The sequence below is a fragment of the Burkholderia sp. F1 genome (assembly GCF_050813845.1).
Lineage (GTDB): Bacteria > Pseudomonadota > Gammaproteobacteria > Burkholderiales > Burkholderiaceae > Burkholderia > Burkholderia ubonensis.
This window is the reverse complement of record NZ_CP172421.1, coordinates 996358-1011305: the sequence shown is the minus strand read 5'-3', so window position 1 is coordinate 1011305 and position 14948 is coordinate 996358. Positions and strand designations below refer to the sequence as shown.

Here is a 14948-nt window from a genome sequence, read left to right as displayed (position 1 = left end):
CGAAGACATGATGCAAAGCAATGCGAAACCCGAGTGTAAGCACCACGACGGTGAAGCACAACCGTGCACCATTTGCGCCCGCGCCCCGCACCGCGACGAATCATTCGTGCCGCACGACGCGTCGCGCCCACCGCGCCGCCGCCCGCGTGACGCACGTCCGCCGTGCGTGCGCGCAACTGGCACATGCCTTGCGTAGTACCGACGGTCGACGCCGCAACGGCGCACACACATCCAACACGTCAAGGGGAACTCGATGAAACGTCGCAGTCTGTTGAAGTTCGGATCGATGGCCGGCGCGCTCGCGCTCGCGGGCAAGAGCCCGTTCGCCCGCGCGGCCGATGCGGGCAGCGGCCCGATCAAGGTCGGCATCCTGCATTCGCTGTCCGGCACGATGGCGATCTCCGAGACGTCGCTGAAGGACACCGCGCTGATGACGATCGCCGACATCAACAAGAGCGGCGGCGTGCTGGGCCGCAAGCTCGAGCCGGTCGTCGTCGATCCCGCGTCGAACTGGCCGCTGTTCGCGGAGAAGGCGCGCCAGCTGCTCACGCAGGACAAGGTCGCGTGCGTGTTCGGCTGCTGGACCTCGGTGTCGCGCAAGTCGGTGCTGCCCGTGTTCGAGGAGCTGAACGGCCTGCTCTACTATCCGGTGCAGTACGAGGGCGAGGAAATGTCGCGCAACGTGTTCTACACGGGCGCCGCGCCGAACCAGCAGGCGATTCCCGCGGTCGAGTACCTGATGGGCGCCGAAGGCGGCGGCGCGAAGCGCTTCTTCCTGCTCGGCACCGACTACGTGTATCCGCGCACGACCAACAAGATCCTGCGCGCGTTCCTCAAATCGAAGGGCGTGAAGGAGGCCGACATTCAGGAGGTCTACACGCCGTTCGGCCACAGCGACTACCAGACCATCGTCGCGAACATCAAGAACTTCTCGCAAGGCGGCAAGACGACCGTGATCTCGACGATCAACGGCGACTCGAACGTGCCGTTCTACAAGGAGCTCGGCAACCAGGGGATCAAGGCGACCGACGTGCCGGTCGTCGCGTTCTCGGTCGGCGAGGAAGAGCTGCGCGGGATCGACACGAAGCCGCTCGTCGGGCATCTCGCCGCGTGGAACTACTTCATGTCGGTGAAGAACCCGGCGAACACGAAGTTCAAGGACCAGTTCGCCGCGTGGGTGAAGGCGAACAACCTGCCCGGCGGCGCGAAGCGCGTGACCAACGACCCGATGGAAGCGACCTTCGTCGGCATCCACATGTGGAAGCAGGCGGTCGAGAAGGCGAAGAGCACCGACGTCGACAAGGTGCGTGCCGCGATGATCGGCCAGAGCGTCACCGCGCCGTCCGGCTTCACGCTGACGATGGACGGCAATCATCACCTGCACAAGCCGGTGATGATCGGCGAGATCCGCGGCGACGGGCAGTTCAACGTCGTGTGGAAGACCAAGACCGCGATTCGCGCACAGCCGTGGAGCCCGTTCATCGCGGGCAACCAGGGCAAGCCGGACGTCGTCAGCTCGATCCCGGCGTTCCTGCGCCGGCAGCGCGCGGCGCTGGCCTGATGCGATCCGGCGCACCGCGCGCATGCGAGCGGTGCGCCGGCCGCGGCAAGCCCGCTGCCGCCCTGACGCCGGGTTCGGCCAGCTGCACGTTTCGCCGCGCGAGACCTCCTCTCCACGCCTGCCAGGACATCCTGATGCCGACTCTTTTCCGCCGCGCCGCCGTCGCGCTCGTTGCGTGCGCCGCCCTCGCCGGCGTCGCGCCACGCACGGCCTTCGCGCTGACGGCCGCCGACACCGCCGCGCTCGCCGGCGACGACTTCGACGCGAAGACTTCCGCGATCGAGCGGCTCGCAGCCGATCCCGATCCGCACGCCGTGACGCTGCTCAATGCGCTGTCGTCCGGCGACGCGCTCGCGACCGGCGACGGCCGCATCCTGATCCAGACCGGCGACGCCGTGCGCGACGCGCTGACGCAAGCGGCCGCGCAGCCCGGCGACGCGCAGCCGGTGATGCTCAACAACCTGCTGCGCACGAAGATCGCCGCCGCGCTGTCGGGCCTCGCGCTCGCGTCGCCGGACGTCGCGGCGCGGCGCGACGCGATCGACGCGCTGCTGAAATCGCCCGATCCCGCGCTGAAGCCGATGATCGACCGCGCCCGCGCGAACGAGACCGACCCGTCGCTGAAGCGCCGCCTCGACGCGCTGTGGGCGATCGCCGCGCTGCACGATGCCGATCCGGCGAAGCGTCTCGAAGCAGTGAAGGTCGTCGCCGCGCGCAAGGATCTCGACATGATCGAGCAGTTGCGCCCGCTCGTCGCAAGGAATTCCGACGGCAGCTACGCGGAACCCGATGCGCGCGTGCGCGACGCCGCACAGCAAGGGCTCGACGCACTGCATTCGCTGCAGCGGTGCGGCGAGATCGCCGGCACGCTGTTCGCGGGCCTGTCGCTCGGCAGCGTGCTGCTGCTCGCGGCGCTCGGCCTCGCGATCACCTACGGCCTGATCGGCGTGATCAACATGGCGCACGGCGAATTCCTGATGATCGGCGCATATGCGACCTACGTCGTGCAGACGCTGGTGCAGCGCTTCGCGCCGGCCGCGTTCGACTGGTATCCGCTCGTCGCGGTGCCCGCGTCGTTCGCGGCGGCCGCGCTCGTCGGCATCGTGCTGGAGCGGCTCGTGCTGCGGCACCTGTACGGCCGCCCGCTCGAGACGCTGCTCGCAACCTTCGGCGTGAGCCTGATCCTGATCCAGGCGATGCGGATGCTGTTCGGCGCGCAGAACGTGCAGGTCGTGAACCCGTCGTGGATGAGCGGCGGCGTGACCGTGATGCAGAACCTGATCCTGCCGTACAACCGGCTCGTGATCCTCGCGTTCGCGCTCGCGGTGGTCTTCATCGCGTGGGCCGTGCTGACGAAGACGCGGCTCGGCCTGTTCGTGCGCGCGGTCACGCAGAACCGGCGGATGGCCGCGTGCGTCGGCGTGAAGACCGCGCGCGTCGACGCGTATGCGTTCGCGTTCGGCGCCGGCATCGCGGGCCTCGGCGGCTGCGCGCTGTCGCAGATCGGCAACGTCGGCCCGGACCTCGGCCAGAACTACATCATCGATTCGTTCATGGCCGTCGTGCTGGGCGGCGTCGGGCAGATCGCCGGCACCGTGCTCGGCGGCTTCGGGCTCGGCCTCGTCAGCAAGGCGATCGAGCCGTTCTGGGGCGCGGTGCTCGCGAAGATCGCGGTGCTCGTGATGATCGTGCTGTTCATCCAGAAACGTCCGCAGGGCATGTTCGCCCTGAAGGGACGCAGCGCGGAGGCATAAGATGACTGCATTTACCGATTCGTTGCCGAACGCGGCCGCCGCGGCCACGCCGCCCGCCGCCGCGCGCGTGCAGGGCGGCTTCGCGCTCGGCCTGCCGCCCCGCCCCGCGCTGCTGTCGCGCCGCGCGTGGCTCGCGCTCGTCGCGCTGTGCATCGCGGTCGGCGTCGGCGTGCCGCTCGCCGCGCTCGTCGCGCCGGATTCGAGCGCATTCCACCTGTCCGCGTATGCGATGACGCTCGCCGGCAAGCTGATGTGCTACGCGATCGCCGCACTCGCGCTCGATCTCGTGTGGGGCTACTGCGGCATCCTGAGTCTCGGCCACGGCCTGTTCTTCGCGCTCGGCGGCTATGCGATCGGCATGTACCTGATGCGCGAGATCGGCCGCGACGGCAAGTACGGCAGCGACCTGCCCGACTTCATGGTGTTTCTCGACTGGCACCAGCTGCCGTGGTACTGGAGCGGCACGCAGCATCTCGCGGTCGCGCTCGCGCTCGTCGTGCTCGTGCCCGCGGTGCTCGCGTGGGTGTTCGGCTTCTTCACGTTCCGCTCGCGCGTGAAGGGCGTGTACCTGTCGATCATCACGCAGGCGCTGACGTTCGCCGCGATGCTGCTGTTCTATCGCAACGAGACGGGCTTCGGCGGCAACAACGGCTTCACCGACTTCAAGCGCATCGCCGGCTTCCCGATCACGTCGCCCGGCACGCGCACGGTGCTGTTCCTGCTGACCTTCGCGACGCTCGTGCTCGCGTTCGTCGCCGCGCGCGCGATCGTCACGAGCAAGCTCGGGCGCGTCGTGACCGCGGTGCGCGACGGCGAGACGCGGCTGATGTTCCTCGGCTACAGCCCGCTCGCGTACAAGCTGTTCGTGTGGACCGCGTCGGCCGTGCTGTGCGGCGTCGCCGGCGCGCTGTACGTGCCGCAGGTCGGCATCATCAACCCCGGCGAGATGTCGCCCGGCAATTCGATCGAGATGGCGATCTGGGTCGCCGTCGGCGGGCGCGGCACGCTGATCGGGCCGATCGTCGGCGCGTTCGCGGTGAACGGCGCGAAGAGCTTTTTCACCGCCTATTTCGCCGAGTACTGGCTGTTCTTCCTCGGCCTGATCTTCGTGCTCGTGCCGCTGCTGCTGCCGCGCGGGATCATGGGCCTCGTCGAGGCCGCCATCGCCAAGGGGAAACGCGCATGAACGGAACCGCCCTCTACCAGTTCGCGCCGCCGAGCGAGGACGAGCTGCTCGCCGTCAGCGGCACCGCGTCGCTCGCACGCGTCGTCACGCCCGGCATCGACACGTCGCACGGCACGATCCTCTACCTCGAGGACATCGAGGTCAGCTTCGACGGCTTTCGCGCGCTGAACAAGCTGTCGCTGTCGATCGATGCCGGCGAGCTGCGCTGCGTGATCGGCCCGAACGGCGCGGGCAAGACGACGATGATGGACGTGATCACCGGCAAGACGCGTCCGGATGCGGGCAAGGTGTTTCTCGGCCAGACGCTCGACCTGTCGCGGATGAGCGAGCCGGAAATCGCGCGCGCGGGCATCGGCCGCAAGTTCCAGAAGCCGACCGTGTTCGAGCAGCACCCGGTATGGGAAAACCTCGAGCTCGCGATGCAGACGGACAAGGGCTGGCTCGCGTCGCTGCGCGCGCGGCTCGACAAGGCCGCGCAGGCGAAGATCGAGGAGACGCTCGCGCTGATCGGTCTCGAAGCGCACGCGTTCCGCGCGGCCGGCGAGCTGTCGCACGGGCAGAAGCAGCGGCTCGAGATCGGCATGCTGCTGATGCAGCGCCCCGCGCTGCTGCTGCTCGACGAGCCCGCGGCGGGCATGACCGATCACGAGACGATGGAGCTCGCGGACCTGCTGAACACGCTGCGCGGCACCTGCTCGATGATGGTCGTCGAGCACGACATGGAATTCGTCGCGGCGCTCGCGGGTGACGCGGGGCGCGTGACGGTGATGGCCGAAGGCGCGGTGCTCGCGCACGGCACGCTAGATCAGGTCAAGCGCGACGACGCGGTGATCGAGTCTTATCTCGGACGATGACGCGATGCTGAAGATCGACTCGCTGAACCAGTATTACGGCGGCAGCCATATCCTGCGCAACGTGACGCTTTCCGCCGACGACGGCAAGCTGACGGTGCTGCTCGGCCGCAACGGCGTCGGCAAGACGACGCTGCTGCGCTGCCTGATGGGCGTCGTCGCCGCGAAGAGCGGCACGGTGGCGTGGCGCGGCGCGACGCTCGGCGCGCTGCCACCGTATGCGCGCGTCGCGGCCGGGCTCGCCTACGTGCCGCAGGGCCGCGACATCTTTCCGCGCCTCACCGTCGAGGAGAACCTGCTCGTCGGCGCGGCGAGCCGACGCGCGCCGTCGAAAGTGCCGGACCGCATCTACGACCTGTTTCCGGTGCTGAAGGACATGCGCGCGCGGCGCGGCGGCGACCTGTCGGGCGGCCAGCAGCAGCAGCTTGCGATCGGCCGCGCGCTGATGAGCGAACCACAGTTGCTGATCCTCGACGAGCCGACCGAGGGCATCCAGCCGTCGATCATCCAGGACATCGGCCGCACGCTGCGGCAGCTCGTCGACGAAACGAAGATGACGGTGCTGCTCGTCGAACAGTATTACGATTTCGCGCGCTCGATCGCCGACCATTACTGGGTGATGAGCCGCGGGGAGATCGTCGCGGGCGGCGATGCGCGGGACATGGAAAGCAATGGCGTGCGGGAGTTGATCGCCGTGTAGCAAGCGGCGCCGGATCGCGGTTGCGGCAGAGGGATTATTGTTCCGGTAGCATCCACGTTCCCCGCGCCCGCTTTCCGCCGATGTCCGCCCCCGATTCCCACGTGTCGCTGTCCCGCCCCGCCGTCGCCAAGTCATGGCGCGCCCGTCTCGAACTCGGCTTCGAGCGGCACGGCGCGCGCACCACGCTCGTCCACCGCCTGCACGACGGCCCGCTGCGCGTGCAGCGGCCGCTGTATCCGGAAGGCGACGCGATCTGCCACGCGGTGATCGTCCATCCGCCGGGCGGCGTCGCGGGCGGCGACCGGCTCGACCTCGACATCGCGCTCGGCGACGGCACGCACGCGGTGCTGACGACGCCCGGCGCGACCAAGTGGTACAAGTCGAACGGCCTCGACGCGACGCAGCGCATCGGCATCGTGCTCGGCGACCACGCGAAGCTCGACTGGCTGCCGCAGAACAACCTGTTCTTCGACTCGGCGCACGCATCGCTCGACTTCACGCTGACGCTCGGCGCAGGAGCGAGCGCGCTCGGCTGGGACGCGACGCAACTCGGCCGGCAAGCGGCCGGCGAAGCATGGTCGGCGGGCCGCGTCGCATCGACGTCGGCCATCGTCGACGCCGCCGGCCGGCCGCTGTGGACCGAGCGCGCGCTGCTCGAAGCCGACGACGCGCTGCGCGGCGCGCCGCAGGCGCTCGCGGGCTTCCCGGCCTACGGCACGCTGTGGGCGATCGGCGCCGCGTGCGACGCCGCGCTCGCGGAATCGCTCGCCGAACGGATGCCGTTCGACGCCATGCTGCGCGCGGGCGCGACCTGCGTGACGCCGGGCGTCGTGCTCGTGCGCGCGCTCGCGGTGTCGATGGAGGCGCTGCAACGGCACTTCGTCGACTGCTGGCTGCATCTGCGCCCGATCGTGCACGGCGTCGCCGCGCGGCCGCTGCGGCTCTGGCAGACCTGATCCCGCCCGCCTTAACGCCCCATTTCGGCGCAGCGCTGCACCCGGCGCCGCACACCGCTCATGCACCGCGCACCACGAACGCGCATCCGGCGCCGTTCCGCGTGCATGGCACGCTGCTTGCTCCTTACATATCCGATACGCACGGCACGCCGGATGATGCGGTGCTACGATGAATCGCGCTTCTGCACGGCAGCAGTGCACCGAGAAATAATTACGTTTTCCTGAACGCTTGCCTTCATGAAACTGACTCCCCGCGAAAAAGACAAGCTGCTGATCTTCACGGCAGCGCTGCTGGCCGAGCGCCGCCGTGCGCGCGGCCTCAAGCTCAACTATCCGGAGGCGGTCGCGTTCATCACCGCCGCGCTGATGGAAGCCGCGCGCGACGGCCGGACCGTCGCCGAGGTGATGCACTACGGCACGACGCTGCTCACGCGCGACGACGTGATGGACGGCGTGCCCGAGATGATTCCCGACATCCAGGTCGAAGCGACCTTTCCGGACGGCACGAAGCTCGTCACGGTCCACCATCCGATTCCCTGAGGCACCCAGCATGATTCCCGGCGAAATCCTCACCGACGACGGCGAGCACGAGCTGAACGCGGGCCGCGCGACGCTCACGCTGACGGTCGCGAACACCGGCGACCGGCCGGTGCAGGTCGGCTCGCACTATCACTTCCACGAAGTCAACGACGCGCTGTCGTTCGATCGCGCGGCCGCGCGCGGCTTCCGGCTCAACATCGCGGCCGGCACCGCGGTGCGCTTCGAGCCGGGCCAGACGCGCACGGTCGAGCTCGTCGAGCTCGCGGGCGACCGTGCCGTCTACGGTTTTCAGGGCAAGGTAATGGGGCCGCTCTTCAGGAACAGCACGACATGACACTACGCTTGAGCCGCCGCGCGTACGCGGAGATGTTCGGGCCGACGACGGGCGACCGCATCCGTCTCGCCGATACCGAGCTGCTGATCGAGATCGAACGCGACTGCACGATCTACGGCGAGGAAGTGAAATTCGGCGGCGGGAAGGTGATCCGCGACGGGATGGGCCAGTCGCAGCGCGTCGCCGCCGACGTGCCCGATACGGTGATCACGAACGCGGTGATCCTCGATCACTGGGGCATCGTGAAGGCCGACATCGCGATCAAGCACGGCCGCATCGCCGCGATCGGCAAGGCCGGCAATCCCGACATCCAGCCGGGCGTGACGATCGCGATCGGCGCGGCGACCGAAGTGATCGCCGGCGAAGGGCTGATCGTGACCGCGGGCGGCATCGACACGCACATCCACTTCATCAGCCCGCAGCAGATCGACGAGGCGCTGGCTTCCGGCGTCACGACGATGCTCGGCGGCGGCACGGGGCCCGCGACCGGCACCAACGCGACCACCTGCACGCCGGGCCCGTGGCACATGGAGCGGATGCTGCAGGCGGCCGACGGCTGGCCGATCAACCTCGGCTTTCTCGGCAAGGGCAACGCGAGCCTGCCGCAGCCGCTCGTCGAGCAGATCGCCGCCGGCGCGATCGGGCTGAAGCTGCACGAGGACTGGGGCACGACGCCCGCCGCGATCGACAACTGCCTGTCGGTCGCGGACGACACCGACACGCAGGTCGCGATCCACACCGACACGCTGAACGAAGCCGGCTTCGTCGAATCGACGGTCGCCGCGTTCAAGGGCCGCACGATCCACACGTATCACACCGAAGGCGCGGGCGGCGGCCATGCGCCCGACATCCTGAAGGTGTGCGGCGAGGCGAACGTGCTGCCGTCGTCGACCAACCCGACGCGCCCGTACACGATCAACACGCTCGACGAGCACCTCGACATGCTGATGGTGTGCCATCACCTCGATCCGTCGATCGCCGAGGATCTCGCGTTCGCCGAGTCGCGCATCCGCCGCGAGACGATCGCGGCCGAGGACATCCTGCACGACCTCGGCGCGCTGTCGATGCTGTCGTCCGACTCGCAGGCGATGGGCCGCGTCGGCGAGGTGATCATCCGCACCTGGCAGACCGCGCACAAGATGAAGGTGCAGCGCGGCGCGCTGCCGGAGGACAACGCGCGCCACGACAACTTCCGCGCGAAGCGCTACGTCGCGAAGTACACGATCAACCCGGCGCTCACGCACGGGATCGCGCACGAGGTCGGCTCGATCGAGCCCGGCAAGTGGGCGGACCTCGTGCTGTGGGAACCGGCGTTCTTCGGCATCAAGCCGACGATGATCCTGAAGGGCGGGATGATCGCGATGGCGCAGATGGGCGACCCGAACGCGTCGATCCCGACGCCGCAGCCCGTCCACTATCGCGAGATGTTCGCGACGCGCGGCGGCGCGCTCGCGCGCACGTCGCTGACGTTCGTGTCGCAGATGGCGGCCGACGCCGGCATCGCCGAGCGCTACGGGCTCGCGAAGCGCATCGTGCCGGTGCGCAACTGCCGCAACGTGACGAAGGCCGACATGATCCACAACGCGTGGCGGCCCGCGATCAGCGTCGATCCGGAAACCTACGACGTGATCGCCGACGGCCAGCTCCTCACCTGCGAGCCGGCCGCGGTGCTGCCGATGGCGCAGCGCTATTTCCTGTTCTGACGATTTCGACTCATGCGCACCCTCGACAAACGCATTGCCCCGAACGTGAAGCTTGCCGCGTCGCTCGTCGCGCGCGCGCCGACGCTCACGCTCGCCTACGACGCCCGCTGCAGGAGCCGCCTCGCGGCCACGCTCGACACCGGCGAAGACGTCGCGCTCGTGCTGCCGCGCGGCACCGTGCTGCGCGACGGCGACGTGCTCGTCGCCGACGACGGCGCGCTCGTGCGCGTCGCCGCCGCGCCCGAAACCGTGCTGCGCGTGCGCGCGGCCGATCCGCTGACGCTGATGCGCGCCGCCTACCACCTCGGCAACCGCCACACGCCGGTCGAGATCGGCGACGGCTACCTGTTGCTCGAAGCCGATCCCGTGCTCGCGGACATGCTGCGCCGGCTCGGCACGCAGGTCGAGCAGGTCGACGCGCCGTTCCAGCCGGAAGCCGGCGCATACGGCGGCGGGCACCGGCACGGCCACGACGCGACCTTCGCCGAGGACTATGCGCTCGCGCAGCAGGTGTTCGGCGAGCACCACGGCCATTCGCATTCGCACGATCACGATCACGATCACGATCACGATCACCAGCATGGCCCCGGATGCGCACACGGCCACGGCCATGAACACCACTGAACTCGTCGCGCTGCTGCACCTCGCGTCGCCCGCGCTGCCGATCGGCGCGTTCAGCTACTCGCAGGGCCTCGAAGCGGCGCTCGACGCGAACCTGATTCGCGACGCCGACAGCGCGCGCGACTGGATCGCGAGCGGCCTCGCCGACGTGCTCGCGCACGGCGAGCTGCCGTTCCTCGCGCACCAGCTCGCGCGCTGGCATGCGCACGACGCCGACGCGCTCGCCCGCGAAAACGCATGGTTCGTCGCGAGCCGCGAATCGGCGGAGCTGCGTCGCGAGACCGAACAGATGGGCTGGTCGCTCGCGCAACTGTGCACGTCGCTGGAATGGGGTGACGCCGCGCGCCGCGCGACGCTTGCGGCGATCACGCCGATCGCGCTGCCGACCGCGTTTGCGTATGCGGCGGCGGCGCACGGCGCGCACGCCGACGCGACGCTCGCCGCGTATGCGTTCGGCTGGGTCGAGAACCAGACGTCCGCCGCGCTGAAAGCGGTGCCGCTCGGCCAGCTCGCCGGCCAGAAAATCATCGTCGCGCTGCGCGGCGCGATCGACGCGGCCGTGCAGCGCGCGCTCGCGACGCCGCCCGACCGGATCAACACGTTCGCGCCGCAGCTCGGCATCCTGTCCGCGCGGCACGAGACCCAGTATTCGCGGCTGTTCCGCTCCTGACCCACACGCCACCCGCCATGAACGCACCCTACTCCCCGTCCGCCCGCCGCACGAAGAAGCTGCCGCCGCTGCGCGTCGGCATCGGCGGCCCGGTCGGCTCCGGCAAGACCACGCTGCTCGAAATGCTGTGCAAGGCGATGCGCGGCACCTACGACCTCGTCGCAATCACCAACGACATCTATACGAAGGAAGACCAGCGCCTGCTGACGGTCGCGGGCGCGCTGCCCGAGGAACGGATCATGGGCGTCGAGACGGGCGGCTGCCCGCACACCGCGATCCGCGAGGACGCGTCGATCAACCTCGAAGCGGTCGACCGGATGCTCGCGCGCTTTCCGGACGCGGACATCGTGTTCATCGAGTCCGGCGGCGACAATCTCGCGGCGACGTTCAGCCCCGAGCTGTCGGACCTGACGATCTACGTGATCGACGTCGCGGGCGGCGAGAAGATCCCGCGCAAGGGCGGGCCGGGCATCACGAAGTCGGACCTGCTCGTGATCAACAAGACCGACCTCGCGCCGCTCGTCGGCGCGAACCTCGACGTGATGGCGTCCGACACGAGGAAGATGCGCGGCGAACGGCCGTACGTGATGACGAACCTGAAGGCGCTCGACGGCGTCGCGGACGTCGTCGCGTTCATCGAGAAGAAAGGACTGCTGAAGGTCTGAGCGAGGACGCCGGCCCGCGCTCGCGGGCACGCATGCGTCGCAAGCCGCGGCGCGCGCCCGCCGATGCGAAAGCGCGCCGCGCCTACCGCCGTGCCGTGCCTACTCGTCCTGCGTCGCGCGCGCGCCGTTCCCGGCGGCCGGCAGCAGCGCCGCCAGCACGTCGACCGTCCGCGCGGTCGCGCCGCGATGGCGCGCCGCGAAGGCCGCGCCGGCCGCGCCCATCGCGATGCGCCGCGCCTTGTCGGCGAACAGCGCGTCGAGCACGCGGGCGAGATCCGCGGGATCCTGCACCTGCTGCGCGGCGCCCGCCGCGACCGCGTCGGCGGTCGCCTGCGTGAAGTTGAACACGTGCGGCCCGATCAGCACCGGCACGCCGACCGCGCACGCTTCGATCAGGTTCTGCCCGCCGAGCGGCAGCAGGCTGCCGCCGATGAACGCGACGTCGGCCGCCGCGTAGTACGCGCCCAGCTCGCCCATCGAATCGCCGAGCAGCACCGTCACGTCGGCCGGCAACTGCGCCGCCGCCGGCTGGCCTGCCGCGAGCGCGGCGGCATCCGCCGCCCAGGCCGAACGCCGCACGCACGTCAGATTGCTGCGCGCGACGAGCGCCTCGACTTCGCCGAAGCGCTGCGGATGACGCGGCACCAGGATCAGCAGCGCGTCCGGCGTCCTCACCGCTTCGAACGCCTGCAGCACCAGCGCTTCCTCGTTCTCGCGCGTGCTCGCCGCGACCCACACCGGGCGCGCGCCGATCGCGTCGCGCCATGCATGGCCGCGCGCCGCGAGTTCGGGCGGCGTCGTCATGTCGAATTTCAGGTTGCCGAGCACCGTCACTTGCCGCGCGCCGAGCGAGCTCAGGCGCTCCGCATCGGCCGGGCTCTGCGCGAGCACCCGCGAGAAGCCGCCGAACACGTCGCGCGTCGCCGCGCCGAACTTCGCCGCGCGCTTGTAAGACCGCGCGGACATCCGCGCATTGGTCAGCACGAGCGGCACGTCCGCGCGGCGGCATTCGTCGATCAGCGTCGGCCACACCTCGGTTTCCATCACGAGGCCGAGCGTCGGCCGCCATGCGCGCAGGAAGCGCCGCACCGCGCCCGGCATGTCGTACGGCAGGTAGCAGCGCAGCACGCGATCGCCGAAGATCTGCGTGCCGGTCGCACGGCCGCTCGGCGTCATGTGCGTGAGCAGGATGCGCGCGTCCGGGCGCGCCTTCATCAGCGCGTCGATCAGCGGCTGCGCGGCGCGCGTCTCGCCGACCGACACCGCATGCACCCAGATCAGCGGCGCGCGGTCGTCCGGCGCGCGGCCCGGCCCGTAGCCGAAGCGCTCGCCGATATGCTCGCGGTAGCCGCGCTCCTTGCGCGAGCGTACGTACAGGCGCACGACGGCCAGCGGCGCGACGAGCCACCACAGCGCGCGATAGATCACCCTCAGCATGAACCGGCCACCTCCTGACTTCGATTGCGGCGCGCGTTCAAACCAGCGCCCTGCCCGTCAGGCGCTCGAGAATGCCGAGCGGCGCGCAATCGCGCCGGACCATCGCGTCGACCGGCAGGAAAAACGTCTGCTCGAGCATGAACTGGCCGGACATCACCGCGTGCGACGCCTGGTCGGAGAAGCAGATCCACACGCTGCCCGGCGGAAACGGCATCGTCTCCTGCGGGCTGTTCTTCTGGTAGTCGAGGTCGGCCTTCATGCTGTCGTGCAGGTTCAGCATCAGGTGGTCGTACGCGCTGCGCGGCGTCTTCGTCACGTGCAGCAGGTTCAGCAGCCACGCGGAGCCCGGCACCTGCGGCCGGATGCGCGGCAGGAAGCGTTTCGCGACGGCCTCGAACGGCTCGCCGACGCGCCACACGCGCGGCGCGCCGGCCGGATTGACGTTCGTGAACACGCGCAGGATCCGCTCGCCGTAGTTCGGGCGCGACGGGAACGCGTCGACGTGCAGCCGGCTGTCGTCCTTGCGCCACGACGTCTGGCGCGTCTCGACCTGCATCAGGCGCAGGCTCGTCGGCGCGACGCGCAGCTTGCCGCGGTATTCGGGAAACAGGCCGTCGACGAGCGAGCCGGCCTGCTGCTGGAAGCGCGCGACGAGCGCGCGCACCGCCGACTGCGTGACGCTGTCGCCGAGCACGCCGGCGAGCGCGCCGCCGTTCGGCGCGAGGCTGATGTTCTTGCGCTTCGGATCGGCGAGCGCCGGATCGAGCAGCGCTTCCTCGCCGCCTTCGATCGCAAAGCGCAGGTGCGGGAAATACAGCACCTTGCCTTCTTCGACCGCGGCCAGCAGCTGCTCGCGCGGCACCGACAGATTGTGCCCGCGCCAGTCGGCGGACGAGACTTCGATGATCTGGGATTCGCTCATGGTCTTGGGATGCGTGCAGTTACAGGAGACCGAAGCCCGCGAGCGCCGACTTCACCTGCGCGATCGACGGGGGCTGCCCCGCCGTGCCCAGGTTGGCGACGTTCGGCGACCAGTAGCCGCCGGTCCGCCAGGCCGTCGCGAAATTGTACAGTTCGACCGTCGGGCGCTTCAGCGCGGCCGCGATGTGAACCAGACCTGTGTCAACCCCGACGGTTGCCGCCGCGCCGTCGATCAGCCCGACGACCGCCGGCAGCGACAGCTTCGGCGGCACGATCGCCGCCGCGCCGAACTCCTTCGCGAGCCGCTCGCTGGTCGCGCGCTCCGCGTCGTTGCCCCACGGCAGCACGAGCGACGCGCCGCGCCGCACGAGCGACTGGCCGAGCTCGATCCACGCGGCGTCCGGCCATTGCTTGTCGGCGCGCGACGTCGCATGCACGAACACCACGTACGGCACCGGCAGGTTCAGCCCGAGCGCAGCCACCGCGCGCGACGCCGCGCGCGTGTCGAGGCCGAAGTCGATCGGATCGGCGGGCGTCGGCGCCGGGTCGCCGAGCGCGGCCGCGACGAGCTGCCGCGAACGCTCGACGACGTGCGTGCGCGGCTCGATCGGCACGCGCTTGTCGTAGAAGAAGCGCACCGGCCACTCGTAGCCGGCGCCGTCGGTGCGGTTGCCGAGGCCGACGAGCGGGCCGCGCGCCCAGCTCGCGACCCACGCGGTCTTGATGAGCCCCTGGCAGTCGATCACGAGGTCGTAGCGCTCGGCGGCGAGCCGCTTGCGGAATGCGCGGATTTCGCGCCGCGTCGCGCCCGCGAACGGCTTCTTGCGCCAGCGGCGCAGCGAGAACGGCAGCACGTCGCGCACGCCGTCGACGAGCCGCACGAGGTCGGCGAAGCTTTCCTCGACGAGCCAGTCGATCTGCGCATCGGGATGGCGTCGCCGGATATCGGCGATCACCGGCATGTTGTGCACGACGTCGCCCAGCGACGACACGCGCACGATCAGGATCTTTTGCACGCTGAAAAAACGCCGGCGGACAGCCGGCGACAG

At 69.8% G+C, this 14948-nt stretch carries 15 protein-coding genes; 12 read left to right on the top strand and 3 right to left on the bottom strand.

Features of this window, described 5'->3' with window-relative positions:
* Positions 1–253 precede the first annotated feature (253 nt).
* The 12 genes from urtA (at position 254) to ureG (ending at position 11541) form a co-directional block, all read left to right on the top strand.
* Positions 254–1561 (top strand): urea ABC transporter substrate-binding protein, encoded by a 1308-nt coding sequence (gene urtA / locus ACFIMZ_RS04880; RefSeq protein ID WP_431821647.1) that lies wholly within the window; start codon positions 254–256, stop codon positions 1559–1561.
* Positions 1562–1695: 134 nt separating this feature from the next.
* Positions 1696–3315 (top strand): urea ABC transporter permease subunit UrtB, encoded by a 1620-nt coding sequence (urtB, locus tag ACFIMZ_RS04875; protein ID WP_431821646.1) that lies wholly within the window; start codon positions 1696–1698, stop codon positions 3313–3315.
* Between the two features lies 1 nt (position 3316).
* Positions 3317–4501: an urea ABC transporter permease subunit UrtC gene (gene urtC, locus ACFIMZ_RS04870; RefSeq protein WP_431821645.1), complete on the top strand. Its 1185-nt coding sequence runs from the start codon at positions 3317–3319 to the stop codon at positions 4499–4501.
* On the top strand, positions 4498–5355 hold the full coding sequence (urtD, locus tag ACFIMZ_RS04865) for an urea ABC transporter ATP-binding protein UrtD (protein WP_431821644.1): 858 nt from the start codon (positions 4498–4500) through the stop codon (positions 5353–5355). The genes urtC and urtD overlap by 4 nt, the downstream gene beginning before the upstream one ends.
* A 4-nt stretch (positions 5356–5359) precedes the next feature.
* Entirely contained in the window at positions 5360–6052 is a 693-nt protein-coding gene (gene urtE, locus ACFIMZ_RS04860) for an urea ABC transporter ATP-binding subunit UrtE (RefSeq protein ID WP_431821643.1), read from the top strand.
* An 80-nt stretch (positions 6053–6132) separates the two neighbouring features.
* On the top strand, positions 6133–7008 hold the full coding sequence (locus tag ACFIMZ_RS04855) for an urease accessory protein UreD (RefSeq protein WP_431821642.1): 876 nt from the start codon (positions 6133–6135) through the stop codon (positions 7006–7008).
* Positions 7009–7245: 237 nt separating this feature from the next.
* Entirely contained in the window at positions 7246–7548 is a 303-nt protein-coding gene (locus ACFIMZ_RS04850) for an urease subunit gamma (protein WP_006491064.1), read from the top strand.
* A 10-nt stretch (positions 7549–7558) separates the two neighbouring features.
* Positions 7559–7882, top strand: coding sequence for an urease subunit beta (locus tag ACFIMZ_RS04845; protein WP_431821641.1), 324 nt, complete (start codon positions 7559–7561; stop codon positions 7880–7882).
* Positions 7879–9585, top strand: a complete 1707-nt coding sequence (gene ureC, locus ACFIMZ_RS04840) for an urease subunit alpha (protein ID WP_084901215.1) — start codon at positions 7879–7881, stop codon at positions 9583–9585. Before ACFIMZ_RS04845 ends, ureC begins: the two co-directional genes overlap by 4 nt.
* Before the next feature lie 12 nt (positions 9586–9597).
* A complete protein-coding gene (gene ureE / locus ACFIMZ_RS04835) occupies positions 9598–10209 on the top strand; it encodes an urease accessory protein UreE (protein WP_431821640.1) in 612 nt (203 codons plus the stop codon).
* Complete coding sequence (locus ACFIMZ_RS04830; protein WP_431821639.1) at positions 10196–10876, top strand: urease accessory protein UreF; 681 nt, start codon at positions 10196–10198, stop codon at positions 10874–10876. The genes ureE and ACFIMZ_RS04830 overlap by 14 nt, the downstream gene beginning before the upstream one ends.
* Before the next feature lie 17 nt (positions 10877–10893).
* The gene (ureG, locus tag ACFIMZ_RS04825; RefSeq protein WP_431821638.1) at positions 10894–11541 is read left to right on the top strand and encodes an urease accessory protein UreG; all 648 of its coding nucleotides are present in this window, start codon (positions 10894–10896) and stop codon (positions 11539–11541) included.
* Between the two features lie 99 nt (positions 11542–11640).
* On the opposite strand, the gene waaA is transcribed toward ureG, so the two are convergent.
* The 3 genes from waaA to waaC are packed head-to-tail and all read right to left on the bottom strand — an operon-like array spanning position 11641 to position 14915.
* Entirely contained in the window at positions 11641–12978 is a 1338-nt protein-coding gene (gene waaA, locus ACFIMZ_RS04820; RefSeq protein WP_431821637.1) for a lipid IV(A) 3-deoxy-D-manno-octulosonic acid transferase, read from the bottom strand.
* Positions 12979–13015: 37 nt separating this feature from the next.
* A complete protein-coding gene (locus tag ACFIMZ_RS04815; RefSeq protein ID WP_431821636.1) occupies positions 13016–13900 on the bottom strand; it encodes a Kdo hydroxylase family protein in 885 nt (294 codons plus the stop codon).
* 19 nt (positions 13901–13919) lie between these two features.
* Positions 13920–14915 (bottom strand): lipopolysaccharide heptosyltransferase I, encoded by a 996-nt coding sequence (gene waaC / locus ACFIMZ_RS04810; protein WP_431821635.1) that lies wholly within the window; start codon positions 14913–14915, stop codon positions 13920–13922.
* Positions 14916–14948: the final 33 nt, after the last annotated feature.